Consider the following 18,298-nt stretch of genomic DNA (forward strand, 5'->3'; position numbering starts at 1 on the left):
CGGAGGTATTTTTATTGTAACATTTAACAATGCTGATGGGTAAAGGGATTAAACGGTTTTTATATCTTTGTTACTGAACAAAACCACTATCGAATTTCTCATTCGGTTAATATTGAATGATTTAAAATTAATGTATGGAAATCAGAAGCTTAGAAAATACTACGACAGAAGAACTTTTATCTGTATTTAATACCTCGTTTTCAGATTATATCGTTCCTTTTCACCTGTCATTAGAACAGCTTGAATTAAAAATTACAGCAGATAAAATAGATAAACATCTTTCTGTAGGAGTTTTCGAATCCGGAAAGCCGGTAGCGTTTATGCTTCATGCTGAAAAAGAGGAAGGCGGAAAACGCATCGTATACAACGCCGGAACTGGTGTTATTAAGGAATTCAGAGGACAAGGACTGGTAAGAAAAATGTACGAACAAATAATTCCGGTATTCCAGGATAGAAAAGTGGATGTAATGACTCTTGAAGTGATCGAGGGAAATGATCCTGCCATCAGAGCTTATGAAAATTTAGGCTTTAAAATCGTTCGGAAGCTCCTTTGTTTTAACGGAATTATTAATCATAAAGAAAAGCATCCGGAAATACTAATAAAGGAAATAGAACCCTTTCAATGGGAAGTAATCCGTTCTTTCTGGGATATAGAACCGTCGTGGCAGAGCTCGATACCAGTATTGGACGGTATTCTTCAGGATTGCACGCTTCTCGGAGCCTTTAAAGACGATCAACTTGTTGGGTATGCCATTTACAACCCGGCCGTGAGAAAAATCTATCAGATAGCTGTTGATAAGAATTACAGAAATCAAGGCATCGGAACACAGCTTTTCAGAGCGATAGGAGAAATGACTGATGGACAGGCTATATCGGTTAACAACGTAGATGATACTTCAGAAAACACCGCTGCTTTTCTCGGAAATACGATAGGCCTTAAAAACTGGGTTTCACAGTTTGAGATGAAAAGAGAACTTGAGTAAGAGTGGGAAGCTGGAAGAGGGAGGATGGAAGTTACTATAGGTTTTTAATTTTAAAGAATTACCTTTAATTGTGATTGGGTTAGCCTAAAAGTAATTCATTGTAGTTATGCTTTCCGGTTTCAGTGACTTCCATCTTCAAACTTCAGACTTCCCAACTTCAATGTTTTAATATACTTTTAATCTGATAAACTTTTTCAGAAGCTTCATAGGCCGTAACTTTGCCGAAAATTTTGACAATGAAGCGAGGAATACAAATTGTTCTGCTGTTTTTTTCTCTGGCCATCTACGCCCAGCAGGCAAAAATGGATACGGCTCAGGTAGTCGTTTCCGGCCGCATCAACAATGCTGAGGCACAGACTAAGCCTTATGTAATCATGATCTCTACAGACGGTTTCCGTTATGATTATGCAAAAAAATATCAGGCAGAAAATCTTTTGAAACTTTCATCTGGTGGCATACAGGCCAAAGCCATGATCCCTAGTTATCCCAGTATTACTTTTCCTAACCACTGGAGTCTGATCACTGGACTTTATCCGTCCCATCACGGACTGATCGATAATTTTTTCTACGATTACAAACGGAAAGAGCCCTACGCGATGAACAGTAAGAAAAATGCTGAAGACGGAAGCTGGTATGGCGGAACTCCGCTTTGGGCACTGGCAGAAAAACAGGGAATGGTTTCTGCGACTTTAATGTGGGTGGGCTCGGCAAGCGATGCAGGAGGAATGCGACCTTCGTATTATTATCCGTATCATGAAAAGTTTAAGCCTTCTGAAAAAGTAGACAAAGTAGTTAATTGGTTGAAATTGCCTGCAGAAACAAGACCTCACTTTATCACGCTGTATTTCCCTGAAGTAGACGGAAGCGGACATCATTACGGTCCCGATGCTCCAGAAACAGAAACAGCAGTTCATCTGGTTGATCAGGCCATTGGAGATCTGGTTCAGAAAGTCAATGATCTTGGACTGAAAAATGTTAACTTTATTTTCGTTTCCGATCATGGGATGGTCAAAGTAGATGGTGGCACTCCATTGGAAATTCCTGCTATGCTTTTAGATAAATCCAGATTTGATTTTTACAATTCTCAGACTTTATTGAGAGTCTATGTTAAAAATCCAGCTGAGGTTAAAAAAGTGTACAAAGAACTGAAAGCGAATAAAACACCAGATTACGAAGTATATCTTGATAAAAAGCTTCCAAGATATTTACATTTCGCGACGAGAGACGATACATACGACAGAATCGGGCAAATCCTTCTGATTCCAAAAGCTCCGAAAATATTCCTGGAAGCGGGGAAAAAAACATCTGTAGGAAAACATGGCTACGATCCAAAAATAGTCCCTGAAATGAAAGCTACTTTCTTCGCGTGGGGCCCGGAATTTAAAAACAATTTGGTTATCGATGAATTTACTAACGTCAACGTTTATCCCTTGGTGACTGAAATTTTAGGATTGAAAAATGACCAGCCTATCGATGGAAAATTGAAGGTTTTAAAGGGAGTTTTGAAGGACAAGAAATAAAATAGATTGAGGTTAAGTTTAAGGTTTAAATTAAAAACTTAACTGAAAAGTTTGAGTTAAAGATAAAGTTTCGGCGCACCGCAGGTGCGCCGAAACTGTTTTGTAGAAATTTCAATTGAAAACTGTCATAAACGACCTAGGAATTAAAAGCGTTTAAAAAATAAATTTTGTGAACGTTAAGAAAATTCTTCTGTTCGAAGCGCGACACAAAGTTAGAATCGAAGAACTCTGATTAAATTCGCGCGAGTTTAGAATTTTTAGAGAACAAGATTTATTTTTAGCTTTTGATTCCAGTCTTGAACTTTTGATTCTTTTGTTTCAAGACAAAAGAATTTAAAGACCTTAAGAATTAAATTGTGCAGAAAACTCTTTCGCAAACTCTTCCAGTTTAATCTTCCCATCAGCAGAAGCTCCATGCTCAATAAAATCCTTCTGCACAACACCCGTTCTCACACCTCTTCCCATTTCAGTGTACAGCTCAGCCATTTCCTGTGGAAGACCGGCCTGCAGCATTCCATTTAAAGAATCTTCATCGGAAAACTCTACCCATGGCAATTCCGGTTTTCCTATGGCAGCACCAAAAACGTTGGCAAAATCAGCCGCTTTACGAACGTCGCTTACAATATATCTTATATTTTTACCATCTGTATTTTTCACTAATTCCTCAGCAGCAGCTCCGGCAATATCATTCGGGTGAACTAATGGAATACTGATGTCTCCGGAATAATTTCCACCTATAATTCCGGCACCTTTGATCAAAGGAATATCATTAAAGAAATTGAAATAAAAATATCCGGCTCTTAACAAAGTGACCGATGTATTTTCCAGGTCATTATAAAATTTCTCAATGTGGTAAAGACTCTTTATAGGACCGTTTTCCACAGGAGATTCAGCTCCGATACTGCTTAGCATAACCAGTCTTTTTACATTGTTCTTTCTAACAGCTTCAGCGTAATTTTTTCCTGCATTCACCGTGTTTTCAACAATATTGACAGCACCCATATTAGGAGGTGTCATCGCAAAAACAGCATCAGCTCCTTCAAATGTTTTCACTAAAAAATCCAGATCAGCAATAGAACCAATAGCGGCTTTAGCCCCGATGGATTCAATTTCACCAATCTTAGATTCGTTGCTGCTGATCACCGTAATATCGTGTCCTTCCGCAACGAGTTGCTGTGTTAATGGTTTTGCTACGTTTCCTGTTGAACCTGTGATGATAATTTTCATAATAAATATTTTTTTATTCTGATAACAAAGGTATATTTGTACTTACTTTTATACAAGTACTTACCCTGAAGTATGTAAGATTATGACAGCCATCAAAGAAAGTTCTACCATTCAGCAAAACAAAAAATATGCACTGGACAAATGTCCCGTTGCCTATGTAATGGAAAAAATCGGAGGATACTGGAAACCGATTATTTTATACCAGCTCTCCAACGGTGATAAAAGATACAGCGAATTAAAACGAGCTATTCCTGCCGTGACAGAAAAAGTACTGATCCAGCATCTGAAACAGCTGGAAGCGGACGGACTGGTCATCAGAACCGCAAAACCTGTAGTCCCACCTCATGTTACCTACAAATTAAGCAAGGCAGGAACCGGTCTGATTCCCGTGATTGCAGCTTTGGCTGATTGGGCATTCCTTGATATGAAGGGGGAGTATAAGTGATTTTTTGTAGAATGTATTAATGTAAAATGTAAAATGTAAAATGTAAAATGTAAAATGTAAAATGTAAAATGTATTTATGATAAAGGTCTAGGATGAATATATTACAAGTTTACAATAGCCTGATAAAATTCAATAGGAATGGGCTTCAGCCCGTTTTTTCATGAAAAACATATCCCCGGATTTATCCAAAATCTATCATTTATCTATACACATTTAACGTTTTCAAGATAAAATTCAATAGAAACGGGCTTTAGCCCGTTTAAAACTAACCCACATCGAAACTGGCTTTAGCCAAAACCTAAAAAAATATTTCAAAAACAAAAAAAGACCACCCAAAGGCAGTCTTTCTGTTAAAATATACGGGGCATTACAAAGATTGCATATCAATGACGAAACGGTATTTCACGTCACTCTTGATCATTCTTTCATACGCCTCATTGATGTCCTGCATTTTGATCAGTTCAATATCTGAAACAATATTATGCTTTCCGCAGAAATCCAGTAATTCCTGAGTTTCCGCAATACCACCGATCAATGAACCGGCTACAGAACGGCGTTGGAAAATCATTGGTCTTGTGCTCACTTCAGTCTCGCTGAATTCACCTACAAATCCTACGAGAACCAAAGTTCCGTTCAGAGTAAGCGTCTGCATATAAGGATTGATATCATGTTCGTAAGGAACCGTATCAATGATCAGATCAAATTTTCCTTTTACAGTATCCATTTGTGAATCATCCGTGGAAATAACTACGTGATCAGCTCCCAATTGCTTGGCATCTTCCGTTTTTCCAGGAGTTCTTGAGAATAAAGTCACATCAGCGCCTAATCCTTTTGCCAGTTTGATCGCCATATGTCCTAATCCACCTAATCCTACAACAGCTACTTTAGAGTTAGGTCCTACGTTCCAGTGTCTCAATGGAGACCAGGTTGTAATTCCTGCGCATAAAAGCGGTGCTACTGCAGCAAGGTCAAGGTTTTCAGGGACGCTTAATACAAAATGTTCGTCTACAACTACTTTCTGAGAATATCCACCAAAAGTGTGACCTCCCAAATGTTTGTCTTTTCCGTTGTAAGTTCCTGTAAATCCGTTTAAACAATATTGCTCAAGATCTTCTTTGCAGCTGTCGCAGTGTCCGCATGAATCTACCATACATCCTACTGCGGCAAGATCGCCTACTTTAAATTTAGAAACTTCACTTCCTACACTGGTAATTCTGCCGACAATTTCATGTCCCGGAACCACAGGATACAAAGATCCGCCCCAGTCATTTCTTGCCGTATGGAGGTCAGAGTGGCATACTCCACAATATAGAATTTCAATTTCTACATCTTTGGGAGTGGTTGCTCTTCTTTCAATAGTCATTTCTTTAAGGTCTGCCGTCGTAGACTCAGCTCCGAAGGCTTTTACTGTTAATGTGCTCATTGGTTGGGTTGGGTTTATTTGATTTAAGTTAATTAAGTTCAGTTATAAATTGTTGTACTCCTCATCGCTTACAGGCTCCAGCCATTCCACAATTCCGTTTTGAGTATTGGGATTGATGGCAATATGGGTGAATTCACTATCCGGACCTGCGCCATGCCAGTGGATGACATCAGGAAGAATATTCACCACATCTCCCGGACGTAAAATCTGTGCCGGTTTTCCTTTTTCCTGATAAAATCCTGTTCCTGAAGTTACGATTAAAATCTGGCCGCCGCCGTGAGAATGCCAGTTATTTCTGCATCTGGGTTCGAAAGAAACGTTTCCGATCTGGCAGTTCAGATCATCTTCATTAGGTTTTAAAATCTGTACCCAGGCTGTTCCGCCGGAAAAATAAGCTGCAGGGGCTTTTTCTCCTTTTGGAAAAATGTTTGTATTAAATGTTTCCATAACGGTACAAAAGTCGATACTTTTAGATAAACACAACTTATACAGATTACCGAAATACTTACCAATTTTACAGACCCTGTACAAGGTATGCAGGAAAGTGGTAATTTTGAATAAGTTTAAAAAGATAGTCAATGCAAAATCAGGAAGTTGATAATATAAAGAGCGTTTCAGATTACAATAAAATGGTAAACAATGAAACTCTGCATCCGCTGGTAAGTGTGGTGGATTTTTCAAAATCCGATCCCATATGCCAGTACAGGAGAACGTATACCTTTTATACCGTTTTCCTGAAAGATGTCATCTGTGGCGATATGCATTACGGCAAACACAGCTACGATTATCAGGAAGGAACGCTGGTTTTTATTGCTCCAGGACAGGTAAGTGGTGTGACCAATGACGGAAAATCTATACAACCCGGTGGATATGCCTTGCTGTTTCATCCCGATCTGATCAAAGGAACCAATCTCGGTAAAAATATCAAAGACTACAGCTTCTTTTCCTATGACGTTCACGAAGCACTGCATCTCTCGGAAAAAGAAAGAGAAATTGTTTTGGAATGTTTTAAAAACATCAAGCTTGAACTCGAGCAGTCCATTGATAAGCACAGCAAATCACTGATTGTAAATAATATTGAACTGTTTTTAAATTACTGCATGCGTTTCTACGATCGTCAGTTCATTACCAGAGATCACATTAATCAAGGGGTGATCGGGAAATTTGAAAACCTTGTGGATGATTATTTCAAATCTGACAATTCTAAAAACATAGGTTTCCCGATGGTCAATTACTTTGCGGAAAAACTTAACCTGTCAGCCAATTATTTTGGAGACCTGATCAAAAAAGAATTGGGAGTGTCCGCTCAGGAATTTATTCACAATAAACTGATTGATGCGGCGAAAGAACAGATCTTAAATCCTGCAAAATCTATCAGTGAAATCTCCTACGATCTCGGGTTTAAATATCCACAGCATTTCACCAGATTATTCAAAGCAAAAGTAGGAGTTTCTCCTAGTGAATATAAAATGCTAAACTGATTGTTTTAAACACAAGCAACACGAATGTTTTCACAAATAGCACGATTTTTATACAACATCATTTGTGAATATTAGTGTTAAAAATTAGTGATATTAGTGTTTAAATTTCCTCATTTCAAAAAACTGAATTAATTTTAATAGACAGAATTTTTCAAAGTTTTTAAAATGACAGTTCAGCCGACCAAGACTCACATTTTTCAGACCTCCTTTGGGAAAATTATGGCGCTGAAAGAAAATGGCATCATCAGAGCAAAAAGCATCCGCTATGCCCATTCAGAAAGGTTTAAAAGACCCGTTCCCGAACAGCCGTCAGCTTCAGAGATTATTTTCCCTTACAAAACGCCCGTCTGTCCACAGGTGATTAGTCCGTTGGCGGAAAAAATGATTGGGCCTACTCATATTGAAGATTTTGATGCGGATGAATCTACGCAGTTTCTTTCTGTATTCCGTCCTGAAAATTTTACAGATCATGAAAAGCTTCCCGTGGTGGTATGGATTCACGGTGGTTCCCATGAGATCGGTTGTGGTGATCTGCCCACTTCTGATCCCAGTGACTGGGTAAAAGAACAGCACATCATTGTAGTGACCGTTTCCTACAGACTTGGGCTCTTTGGCTTTCTGGGAGGAGATGAATCGAGACCTGCTAATTTAGGGCTGTTTGATATCATCGAAGCTTTAAAATGGATCAAAAACTATAGCTCAGATTTTGGTGGTGATCCTGAAAATATTACGCTTTTGGGACAATCTTCTGGCGGTGATGCTATTGCTCATCTGATGATTTCCGATGGTGTTGAAGGTTTGTTTAAGCGGGTAATTATCCAGAGTGCGCCTTTGGGACTGCGCCACAACAGGCAGAAAATGTCTGCAGAATTTTTAAAAAGAACAGAATTTCTTAAAGTTGAAACAGATGTTTTAAAAATGGCAGAAGAATACCGGAAACATGTACCGGCTGTGATTAAATACGGACTGAAGGCTGCCATGCCTTTCGGAACCCAGTATGGTTTTCCTCCTTTATGTCAGGAAAATGAAGCGGTGGAAAAGTGGAAATCCAATGCAGGAAAATATGATGTGCTGATTGGTTTAAATGACAATGAAACAGCATTCTATCTAAAAACATCTGATGCTTTGAATAAATATTTCGGAAAAGGATTTGGCCTGATCATTTTAGATAAAGCGGTAAGAAAAACTACGGAATTCATCTATGGAAAACCGGCAGAAGAATTTGCTGAAAATTATGCGAAAGCAGGAGGGAACGTTTATCTGTTCAGAATTCATTCAGAATCGGAGCATAATCATATTGGGGCTGCGCATTGTATAGATCTTCCTTTGGTTTTTGGGAATGAAGAAGCCTGGAAATCTGCGGAACTATTGAAAAATATTCCCTGGAAGTATATTCATGAAAATGGTAAAAAGCTGAGAGCTATTTGGGCAGAATTTGCCAGAACCGGAACAATATCAGATACTTCCGAAAGACCTGAAATTTTAAGGATCCGAAAAATTTAGTTTTAAATCTGTTGATATGTATTGCTAAACCGTTATAGATTATATTCTTATTTATTATGAAATTGATAGACTAAATCATGTATTTGTGAGTAATTATTCAATGATATGATGATATTTTATTTATATTTGAGTAACAAATCTTAAAACATATTAACTATGAAATCAAATGCAAGAAAACTAAATCGGGAGGAACTTAAAAATTTAAAAGGAGGAGGCCCTATCCGTGGCAGGGTATGCTGTACTTCCAACGAAGATGGCTTCTGCTGTGAATGGGCCATCAATATGGAAAACTGCCGCTATATAAACTGTTAAAAAATTATTATAGCGGTACAATTTTAAGACATACATGACCAAAGTATTATCCGGTCATGTATGTTTTTTTTTATTTGTAGAATTATTCAGAAATCCAGACACTCACATTCCCTGCAGGAACCGGAAAATTTCCCCATCCGTTCTCATCAATGACTAATTCATCTTCTATTCTTTTAAGCAGGTCATGGAATTTTTTACCGGCATAACGTTTTCCCATTTCCATAGGCTTGCTGTAAGCTTCTTTATTGCTTAATACCACGGCACATCCGGAATGTTCGTCATCTCCTTCGCGCGTCCATCCAAGGCAGTTAGCATCTTCGAAATAATCCCTCTGTTCACCGTAAGCATGATCTTTCCTTGCGATGAGAAGTTCTTCAATGCCGTCTACTTTTTCCAGGAAAATTTCCTGATCATTTCCATCTCCGCCTTTGTCGGTATAATGGGCACCATACAGATCGGGGTAAAATACACAAGGGTAACCATTCTCCCTAAGCAGAATTAAGGCATACGCTAACGGTTTAAACCATGATTCTACAGGAGCTTCAAGGTCCTGCAAAGGCTGTGTATCATGATTATCCACAAGACTTACAGAATGCATAGGATCTGCCTGGGTAAGCGTTTCGTCAAAAATTCTTCGGAGATCATAGGAGCCGCCTTCGTTGGAAGCAGTGTGGAAATTATTCTGAAGCGAGCTGTCAAAAAGGCTCATGCATCCTTCCGTGACATCAATATATTTCTGAAGCAGATTCAGCTGTCCCGGAGCCCAGTATTCTCCGACTGCGAAAATGTTTTTTCCGGAATTGGAGCGAAGCATTGTCAGCCATTCTTTATAAAAATCAAAAGAAATATGTTTTAAAGCATCTAGCCTTACCCCGTCGAAATCAGTCAGGTTAAAATACCATTCAGCCCAGGTATTGAGCTCTTCACGAACGAACGGATTACGGTGCTCGATGTCGTTGTACATCAGATAATCGTAGTTTCCTTTTTCATCGTCAATCATTTCTTCCCAGTCGTTACCGTATTCAGACTGTATTTTATAGATGTGGGAATCCATACCTTCGGCAAAATCAACACCGCTGAAACACGTGAAATTCCATTCAAAATCTGAATATTTTTTTCCTCTTCCGGGAAAAGTGAATTGAGTGTAGGATTCTATTTCGATAACGTCTGAAATAATTTTTTCCCTGTTGTTTTCATCAACTTTTACCGCTTTAAATTTTTCCAGTTCATCACCGCCGGCCTTGTGGCCCAGAACAATATCAACGATGACTCCGATATTCTGTTGTTTTAAGGCTTTAATGGCTTTTAAATAATCATTTCTGGTTCCGTATTTGGTAGGAAGACTTCCTTTCTGATCAAACTCTCCAAGGTCATACAGATCATAGGCATCATAACCTACTGAGTAGCCTCCGTTCGTGCCTTTATAAGCAGGAGGAAACCATACCGAAGTGATTCCTAATTCTGCCAGATGGGCTGCCTGCTTTTCTGCTTCTTTCCATAATTTCCCGTTTCCTTCAGAATACCAGTGGAAAAATTGAATCATTGTCGCGTTCATAGGCTGTAATTTGGATTGGTTTCCTACAAGATAGTGAAAAATTTTTATCTATTGATTCTCAAATTCTTCGAACGGGATTTTTAGTTGAATAGAAACCTGCTTTTTCTCTTCCGTGTTGAGATGGGAGAGGGACAGCCCTAATAATCTTACTGGTTTGTCAAAAGGCCTCAGTTCCCAAAGTTTTTTTCCGGTATTGAAATACTGCTCAGGAGAAGTGAAATAGTCTTCCTTCGTGAAGCTTCTTGTAAAAAGTGAAAAGTCTTTGTATTTAATTTTTAAAGTCAAAGCTCTGCCGAGGATATTATTCTTTTGGAGACGCTGATGGAGTTCCTGGCTTAAATGTTCCAGCTTGTCATTAATTTCCTGGTCATCAAAAAGATCTTCAAAAAAGGTCCTTTCTACCGCAACGCTTTTCTGGATGCGATGAGGTTTCACTTCTGAATTATGAATACCACGGACCACATTGTAATAATAGCCACCAGATTTTCCGAAAAGCCTTACCAGTTCTTCCAGTGATTTTTTCTTTAAATCTTTTCCTTTATAAATGCCTAAACTAAACATTTTGTTAGCTGTAACCTTGCCTACACCATAAAATTTTTCGACGGGAAGTTCTTCAAGGAAACTTTCAATCCTATCGGGATGGATGGTTTTTTGTCCGTTCGGTTTATTGATATCGGAAGCCACTTTCGCGAGGAATTTATTCACAGAAATCCCTGCAGAAGCAGTCAATCCGGTTTGTTCAAATATTTTCTGACGGATTTCCTTAGCAATCTGGTTGGCAGATTCTATATCTTTTTTATTTTCGGTGACATCCAGATAGGCCTCATCCAAAGAAAGAGGTTCTACAAGATCTGTATATTCATGAAAAATTTCCCGGATCTGTTTGGAGATTTCCTTATAACGGGCAAAGCGCGGTGGAACAAAAATAATATGCGGACATTTCTCTTTAGCGGTTTTACTGGGCATAGCAGAGCGTACACCGTATTTTCGTGCTTCATAACTTGCCGCCGAAACCACACCACGATGCTCTCCTCCTACAGCAATAGGTTTTCCCTTAAGCGAAGGATCATCATGCTGTTCTACGGAAGCATAAAATGCGTCCATATCCACATGAATAATTTTACGGGTGGGAAAAGAAGAATCCATACCGCAAAGATATGGATTCATTTATTTTGAATTAAATTATAATTAACTGGAGTTTGAGATAAAAAACTTAACATGATAGGCTGGAAGCAGGAAGAGGGAGGCTCGAAGTTATTTTTGGTCAATAATTTTAAACACTCACCTTAAATTTGAATATTTGGTGAAAAAAGGAATAAAACTGTCCTACAGTTTTTCTAGCGAGCTGCGATAACTTCCCTCTTCCATCTTCAAACTCCCTGACTATAAAAAACAGAAAGTTCTTATCCGCAAGAATAGCTGTTCATTATGTTTTCATTCGCATGGTAACCAATAATGAATCAAAGCCGGCTTTTTCATATGCTTTTACAGCAGATTCATTTTGGGAATAGACATCAAGTCTTATTTCAGAAAGACCTTTGGATTTTGACCAATTGATCAGTTCATCAAGAATTAATTTGTTCACCCCTTTTCCTCTGTGCTCAGGCTTTACGTACATAAAACCAAGATAAGCATATCGGTCAAAGTTAGAATAATCATTTCCCGGTTCCTTAACCTTGGCATAACCTGATGCGATGATCTCGTTATTCTCTTCCGTGACCAATACTAAGGAATCCTCAGACTTTATCAGTTGAAGCAGATCGTAGTAATGAATCTCTCCATCACGCAGCGTACTGTTAAATGGTCTTTCTGCAAGGACAATTCCCTGCTCGAATTCTAAAAGGACCTCCAGATCCTGTTCTGTAGCTTCTCTTGTGATCATTATTTTGAAATACGGTTTATGGTTTCCTGGATCTCCGGATCTTCGGGAGAAATCGCATAATATTTTGCAATAGAAGACTTCTGATCCACTATCATATATCTTGGAATCCAGTTCAGGTCAACGTAATTATTGAAATCATTTTTCCATCCTGAAGCAAACCAGTAATTATCTTTGTCTTTCATATTGAATCTGTCCAGACTTTTATCAAAACCTTCTTTTGATCTTTCCAGAGACAGGAATACGAAATCTACATTGGGATTGTTTTTCTCAAGTTCTTCAGCTTTCGGAAGTGCTTTTAAACAGTCTCTGCACCATCCGGCCCAGAAATCAATGACTAAAACTTTTCCTTTATGCTGATCAAGAATCTGCTGAATGGTGATGTTTTTCCCTTCCTCATCTTCCAGCTTCTGTACTAAAGCTTCCTTGGAGAAAGAGGTTTTAAGTACTTTCGGCTGCTGTTGTGCATAGCTCAGTCCGAAAACACTGATCATAAAAATGAATACTAACTTTTTCATTCTTTCAATTTCATTTATACAAATCTAAACAATGAAATGCAATCTGGGATTGATTTCTGATGAATTAGGAAAAATTTATGAATTGAAAATTTCTATAAAGACTTATGGATAGTTTCTGATAAGGCCTTTCACTACAGCAATCACATTCGGCATGGCTTTATTGGCTGCATTCAGAACTTCTTCATGAGAAACGGCAAGCGCAATATCAGGTCCGCCCAGGTCTGTAATCACGGAGATACAGAAAACATCCATTGACATATGTCTGGCGACAATCACTTCAGGAACAGTACTCATTCCTACCATATCACCACCGATGGCTTTGATCATTCCATATTCTGCAGGAGTTTCAAAGGTAGGTCCCTGTAAAGCTACATAAACGCCCTGATGAATTTTAATATGCTGTTCGACAGCGGCTTTTTCAGCCACTTCGATCATTTTTCTGTTGTAAGGCTCGCTCATATCCACAAAACGGGGTCCGAACGATTCAATATTTTTGCCACGAAGCGGATGCTCAGGCATCATATTGATATGATCTTTTAAAATAACGATATCTGCCACGCTGTAAGCAGGGTTGACACCGCCACAGGCATTGGAAAGGATGAGGTTTTTAATACCCAAAAGATGAAAAACCCGTATCGGAAAAGTCACGGTTTCCATAGAGTGGCCCTCGTAATAATGAAAGCGTCCGCTCATCATCAGCACTTTTTTGCCTTCAAGGATCCCATAAATTAATTTTCCGCCATGTCCTACAACTGTAGTTTGCGGGAAGTTGGGGATTTCAGGATATTCCAGAACATGAATGGCTTCCACTTCGTCTTGCAGTTTTCCCAGCCCGGATCCTAAAACGATCGCAAAATCCGGAGTTTCTTTGATAATATTGTGAATGAAATCTGCAGTCTGCTTAATTTTTTCTAACATAATCTAAGATGATTTGGTTGAATTCTTCCTTTTTATCAATGATGACGTTGATAGGCCAGTAGTAAACAATTTCTCTAAGATAATCAAAAGTTTTCAGACGTACATAATCTTTCTCCGTGGTCAGGATCAGTTTGTATTCCCCTAATTTTTTATATTCTGCGATGATTTTTTTAATGTCGTCATCCGTAAAATTATGGTGGTCCCTGAATTTTAAATGCTTAACCCGCTGTGAGAATTTGGCCAGATGCTCAAGAAGAGGTTTAGGATTGGCAATTCCCGTGATCAGGAGGATATCGTAATAGTTCAGGTTGTTATCCGGAAGCATTTTTTCTCTTCCGTACACATTTTCATCGTAGCCAATGGAGGAAAAGAAAACTTTCTGGTTGTGGGAAGGTCTTATCCTTGAGATATAATATCGTTTGGTTTCTTCGGTAAGTTCATCCGGACATTTACTGACCATGATGATGTCTGCTCTGCTTGAACCATTTCGGGATTCTCTTAAATCTCCGGCCGGAAGAAGGTGGTCTTTGAAATAAGGATCATTAAAATCAGTCATCAGAATATTGAATCCTGCTTTGATCGCTCTGTGCTGTAAAGCATCGTCCAGAACAAGAACATCCAGGTCCATATCTTCGATAACTTTTTTCGCCCCGGGAACTCTTTCTTCTGAAACAGCAATGACGAAACGGTTTTTGAAGCGCTCAAAAAGCTGCATGGCTTCATCGCCTACTACTTTATAATTGCTGTCATAATTCGTTACTTCGTAGCCTTTGCTCAGTCTTCCGTACCCACGTGAAAGTACGCCTGTCCTGTAGTGTTTGGACAGGTATTGGGCAAGATACATCACCATAGGCGATTTTCCGCTTCCGCCCACAGAAAGGTTACCGACATTGATTATCGGGGTCTTGAACTTAGTCGTCTTAAAAACTCCCAGATCATACATTGTGTTTCGGATACCCGTTACCAAATGATAACCAAGGGAAAAAGGATAAAGGTACCATCTTTTCATACGTTTGCAAAAATAGGAATTTTCATAAGGATTTTGTGTAATATTCTCAAAGACTTTTCAACAAATATTTCATTAAATTAAAGTATTTTTGTGGAGTTATTTTAATGCATTGAGATACTTTATTGAATTTTCTTACAATGGCAAAAATTATTTCGGTTATCAGATACAGCCGGATGCCATTTCTGTACAGGAAGAACTGGAAAAAGCGCTTTCCACGATATTAAGGGAAGAAATCAAAACCACAGGGGCCGGAAGAACGGATACCGGTGTTCACGCCAAAAAAATATTTGCCCATTTCGATACCGAAAAAGAGGTGGATGTGATCAACCTTCCTTATAAACTGAACAGTTTTCTGCCTCCAGATATCAGCATAAAAAGAATGTTTCCGGTGAAAGATGATTTCCATGCGCGTTTTGATGCGACGTACAGAACGTATGAATATTATATTTCTCTGGCCAAAAATCCGTTCACTCAGGAATCTGCGTGGCAGCACTGGAAAAGACAGCTGGATATTCAAAAAATGAACGAAGCCTGCAAAATTCTGTTTGAATATGAAGATTTTACCAGTTTTGCGAAATTAAAAACGGACAACAAAACCAATATCTGTAAAATGTACAAAGCCGAGTGGGAGCAGGATGGAACAGAACTTAAGTTTACGGTTTCAGCCAACCGCTTCCTGAGAAATATGGTACGTGCAATTGTAGGAACCATGGTGGAAATCGGAAGTGGTAAAATACAACCTGAAGATCTGCGTAAAATCATCGAAGATAAACACCGCAATGCTGCCGGAACTTCAGCGCCGGGACACGGACTGTTCCTTGTAGATGTAGGCTATGAATTTTAGTCAGAAGAAGACCAAACCCAAATAATCATTTCAACATTTTTTGTATCGTATTCTGTTTGTTCACAATACAGAAAAATTTGTTATTTTAGCAGGATAACTATTTCCATGAAAAGATTCTTTACATCCCCTTTCTTTAGCATAAAGTGTTCTTTAGTGGAAATAGAAAAGTACTGAACGTATGATGAATTCAGGAAAGGCCTGAATTTTCTGCTATGATAAAAACACGAATTATGTTATCAATTTTTATTCTTATCGGAGCCTACCGATATTACGCACAGCTTGCCGAAAGGTTCGGGAAAACAAAATGGCACTACGGGCTTTTGGCCATTGGAGTGTATCTTGGAATGCAATTGTTTTTTGGTTTTTCTTATGGAATTTATCAGGGAATTACCGATCCGGATTCTCTGGAGGAAGTCAATTATACAGGTTTTTCTATCGTTAATATTGTCAGCTGGATTATTTCCATTGCAGCCGTATATGGCGTTTATCACCTTCTTGAAAGAAAATTTGTAAAGGAACATATGAATAAGCCTTCTTTGGAAATTGAAAAAATAGGGAAAGAGAACTTATAAAATTTGATGATCTAAAGCCTGGTGACTGAGGTTCTCGAAGTCATCGGTACGTTGGCTCCGAGTGTCTCAGCCAAATTTTGAAACCATTAAAACAAGCCGGGAAAATTATAAACTCTGACGACTAAATCTGTCGTGAAAAAGGCTGAAAAACCGGGCTTAATATATTCATATTGTAAATAACACTTATCTGAAATTTTCTATAACGAATTGATGAAGTTGTAAAGGCTGTCAAATTATAAAGTCTTATTTTTGCATAGAATTTTAAATTCTTTCTTCAACCCGTACAATGAAAAAACAAGATACCTGGGAGATTGTTAAGAGGCTGTTCTTTATTGGAATGAAATTCCGTTCCTGGTTCATCCTTACATTAATAATTTCCGTCATACTGTCCATAGTTTCTACCTACAGGCCTTATCTTACCATGGAAGTGGTGGATAATGACATCACCAAGCTGAAGGATAAAGCTTTGATGATGAAGCATATCTATATTCTGGTAGGTTTGGTTTTTGCTGAGACTATTTTAAACTTTTTCTTAGTTTATTTTTCCAACTATATTTCGCAGAACGTTATCCGTGATATTCGTGAGAGGCTGTATGCGAAGCTGATCTATTTCAGGACCTCATTCTTTGATAAAACGCCTATCGGTCAGCTTGTGACCCGTGCTGTAGGTGATGTGGAAACCATTGCTACCGTTTATACTGACGGTTTCCTGATGGTTTTCGGGGATATTCTGAGGATTGTATTTGTTTTGATAATGATGTTCAGTACGAATGTTCACCTGAGTTATATTACATTGGCGATCCTTCCATTAATGGTAGTAATTACCAGATTTTTCCAGAAAAGACTGAAAAAAGCTTTCGGAGACGAGAGAACCTGGACTGCGAATCAGAACTCTTTTGTTCAGGAAAGACTGGCGGGGATGTCTATTATTCAGGTATTCAACAGACAGGGAGCTGAATTTAAAAGATTTGATGACATTAATATTACGCTGAAAACTGCTTTATTGAGAACGGTTTTCATCTTCTCACTATTCTTTCCGGTGGTAGAATTGATTTCCTCGTTATTCATTGGATTTATTCTTTTCTATGGCGGATATATCACGATCAGTGCCGGTGTTGTTATCGCATTTATTCAGTATATTTCTATGTTGATCCGTCCGTTAAGACAGATTGCAGACCGTTTCAATAATATCCAGAGAGGAATTGTAGGGGCAGAAAGAGTATTGGGTGTGATGGATGAGGATTATGCAATGCCGAATACAGGAACCGTGAAAAAAGATCACTTTGACGGTAAAATCGAATTTGAAAATGTACGCTTCGCCTACGATGAGAAGCAGGAAGTACTGAAGGGAATTGATTTTAAAGTAAATCCCGGAGAAACAGTTGCTATTGTAGGAGCTACAGGTGCAGGAAAATCTACGATTATCAGTTTGATCACAAGGCTTTATGATATTAATTCCGGAAGAATCGTCATTGATGATGTTGATCTAAAGGATTACGAACTATATAACCTGAGAAGTCATATCGGTGTGGTGTTACAGGATGTATTCCTTTTCCATGGAAGTATTTTTGAAAACCTTGCGTTTGGGGATGACAGCATTACTTTGGAAAAAATCAAAGCAGGAGCAAAGGAAATTGAAGTGGACGAATTCATCGAGCAGCTTCCGGGCGGCTATGATTTTGTGGTAAGCGAAAGAGGTTCCTCTATTTCTTTAGGACAGAGACAGCTGTTGTCTTTCCTGAGAGCGTATTTATCAGATCCTAAAATCCTGATTCTGGATGAAGCGACCTCTTCAATAGATCATGAAAGTGAAAAATTAATTCAGAAAGCGACAGAAAAAATTACTAAAAACAGAACCTCGATTATCATTGCGCACAGACTTTCCACCATTGAAAAGGCGGATAAAATCATTGTCATGGAGCACGGGAAAATCGTAGAAGAAGGAAAACATTTGGAGCTTCTTGATCAAAACGGATACTACGCTACACTGTATAAAGCACAGCTGAGACATGAAGTGGAACTGGAAGAAGAAGAACAGAATTCATAGATCAGTTTGATTATATATAAAACAAAAAGAGAGCCTTATAGCTCTCTTTTTTATTTCAATGG

Annotated in this window: 18 protein-coding genes; 9 read left to right on the top strand and 9 right to left on the bottom strand. The window is 38.5% G+C overall.

Annotation, left to right across the window (positions count from 1 at the left end; all coding sequences use genetic code 11):
- Positions 1-134: 134 nt before the first annotated feature.
- Together BUA72_RS01160 and BUA72_RS01165 are read left to right on the top strand one after the other, a co-directional pair.
- Entirely contained in the window at positions 135-983 is an 849-nt protein-coding gene (locus BUA72_RS01160; RefSeq protein WP_072921428.1) for a GNAT family N-acetyltransferase, read from the top strand.
- A gap of 236 nt (positions 984-1,219) precedes the next feature.
- Positions 1,220-2,503, top strand: a complete 1,284-nt coding sequence (locus tag BUA72_RS01165) for an alkaline phosphatase family protein (protein WP_072921430.1) — start codon at positions 1,220-1,222, stop codon at positions 2,501-2,503.
- Positions 2,504-2,845: 342 nt separating this feature from the next.
- On the opposite strand, the gene BUA72_RS01170 is transcribed toward BUA72_RS01165, so the two are convergent.
- Positions 2,846-3,730, bottom strand: coding sequence for an NAD(P)H-binding protein (locus BUA72_RS01170; RefSeq protein ID WP_072921432.1), 885 nt, complete (start codon positions 3,728-3,730; stop codon positions 2,846-2,848).
- Positions 3,731-3,812: 82 nt separating this feature from the next.
- On the opposite strand from BUA72_RS01170, the gene BUA72_RS01175 reads away from it, so the two are divergent.
- The gene (locus tag BUA72_RS01175) at positions 3,813-4,175 is read left to right on the top strand and encodes a winged helix-turn-helix transcriptional regulator (RefSeq protein WP_034723417.1); all 363 of its coding nucleotides are present in this window, start codon (positions 3,813-3,815) and stop codon (positions 4,173-4,175) included.
- 367 nt (positions 4,176-4,542) lie between these two features.
- Here the strand turns inward: BUA72_RS01175 and BUA72_RS01180 are convergent, their stop codons facing one another.
- Positions 4,543-5,598 carry an NAD(P)-dependent alcohol dehydrogenase gene (locus tag BUA72_RS01180; protein ID WP_083544096.1) on the bottom strand — a complete coding sequence of 352 codons (1,056 nt, stop codon included), beginning with the start codon at positions 5,596-5,598 and terminating at the stop codon, positions 4,543-4,545.
- 42 nt (positions 5,599-5,640) lie between these two features.
- On the bottom strand, positions 5,641-6,045 hold the full coding sequence (locus BUA72_RS01185; protein ID WP_072921434.1) for a cupin domain-containing protein: 405 nt from the start codon (positions 6,043-6,045) through the stop codon (positions 5,641-5,643).
- Positions 6,046-6,176: 131 nt separating this feature from the next.
- Between BUA72_RS01185 and BUA72_RS01190 the strand changes: the two genes are divergently transcribed.
- From BUA72_RS01190 to BUA72_RS24305, 3 genes are all read left to right on the top strand, one after another.
- Positions 6,177-7,079, top strand: a complete 903-nt coding sequence (locus BUA72_RS01190) for a helix-turn-helix domain-containing protein (RefSeq protein WP_072921436.1) — start codon at positions 6,177-6,179, stop codon at positions 7,077-7,079.
- Between the two features lie 165 nt (positions 7,080-7,244).
- On the top strand, positions 7,245-8,582 hold the full coding sequence (locus BUA72_RS01195; RefSeq protein ID WP_083544097.1) for a carboxylesterase family protein: 1,338 nt from the start codon (positions 7,245-7,247) through the stop codon (positions 8,580-8,582).
- Between the two features lie 156 nt (positions 8,583-8,738).
- The gene (locus BUA72_RS24305; protein WP_175548841.1) at positions 8,739-8,894 is read left to right on the top strand and encodes a hypothetical protein; all 156 of its coding nucleotides are present in this window, start codon (positions 8,739-8,741) and stop codon (positions 8,892-8,894) included.
- 82 nt (positions 8,895-8,976) lie between these two features.
- Here BUA72_RS24305 and BUA72_RS01200 read toward each other — a convergent pair whose 3' ends face one another.
- From BUA72_RS01200 to lpxK, 6 genes are all read right to left on the bottom strand, one after another.
- Positions 8,977-10,449 carry an alpha-amylase gene (locus BUA72_RS01200; protein ID WP_072921438.1) on the bottom strand — a complete coding sequence of 491 codons (1,473 nt, stop codon included), beginning with the start codon at positions 10,447-10,449 and terminating at the stop codon, positions 8,977-8,979.
- A 48-nt stretch (positions 10,450-10,497) separates the two neighbouring features.
- Positions 10,498-11,595 (bottom strand): DNA polymerase IV, encoded by a 1,098-nt coding sequence (gene dinB / locus BUA72_RS01205; RefSeq protein WP_072921439.1) that lies wholly within the window; start codon positions 11,593-11,595, stop codon positions 10,498-10,500.
- Positions 11,596-11,875: 280 nt separating this feature from the next.
- Positions 11,876-12,331 (bottom strand): GNAT family N-acetyltransferase, encoded by a 456-nt coding sequence (locus tag BUA72_RS01210; protein ID WP_072921440.1) that lies wholly within the window; start codon positions 12,329-12,331, stop codon positions 11,876-11,878.
- Positions 12,331-12,846: a TlpA family protein disulfide reductase gene (locus BUA72_RS01215; protein ID WP_072921442.1), complete on the bottom strand. Its 516-nt coding sequence runs from the start codon at positions 12,844-12,846 to the stop codon at positions 12,331-12,333. Before BUA72_RS01215 ends, BUA72_RS01210 begins: the two co-directional genes overlap by 1 nt.
- 102 nt (positions 12,847-12,948) lie before the next feature.
- Positions 12,949-13,764 (bottom strand): purine-nucleoside phosphorylase, encoded by an 816-nt coding sequence (locus BUA72_RS01220; RefSeq protein ID WP_072921443.1) that lies wholly within the window; start codon positions 13,762-13,764, stop codon positions 12,949-12,951.
- Positions 13,748-14,773 (bottom strand): tetraacyldisaccharide 4'-kinase, encoded by a 1,026-nt coding sequence (gene lpxK / locus BUA72_RS01225; RefSeq protein WP_047456586.1) that lies wholly within the window; start codon positions 14,771-14,773, stop codon positions 13,748-13,750. Before lpxK ends, BUA72_RS01220 begins: the two co-directional genes overlap by 17 nt.
- 88 nt (positions 14,774-14,861) lie before the next feature.
- Between lpxK and truA the strand changes: the two genes are divergently transcribed.
- From truA to BUA72_RS01240, 3 genes are all read left to right on the top strand, one after another.
- Entirely contained in the window at positions 14,862-15,617 is a 756-nt protein-coding gene (truA, locus tag BUA72_RS01230) for a tRNA pseudouridine(38-40) synthase TruA (protein ID WP_228407823.1), read from the top strand.
- A gap of 230 nt (positions 15,618-15,847) precedes the next feature.
- Positions 15,848-16,189 (top strand): hypothetical protein, encoded by a 342-nt coding sequence (locus BUA72_RS01235; RefSeq protein WP_072921444.1) that lies wholly within the window; start codon positions 15,848-15,850, stop codon positions 16,187-16,189.
- A gap of 286 nt (positions 16,190-16,475) precedes the next feature.
- Entirely contained in the window at positions 16,476-18,236 is a 1,761-nt protein-coding gene (locus BUA72_RS01240) for an ABC transporter ATP-binding protein (RefSeq protein WP_047452549.1), read from the top strand.
- Positions 18,237-18,298 lie beyond the last annotated feature (62 nt).

Origin of the sequence: Chryseobacterium sp. OV279 (assembly GCF_900128945.1) — a bacterium.
Lineage (GTDB): Bacteria > Bacteroidota > Bacteroidia > Flavobacteriales > Weeksellaceae > Chryseobacterium.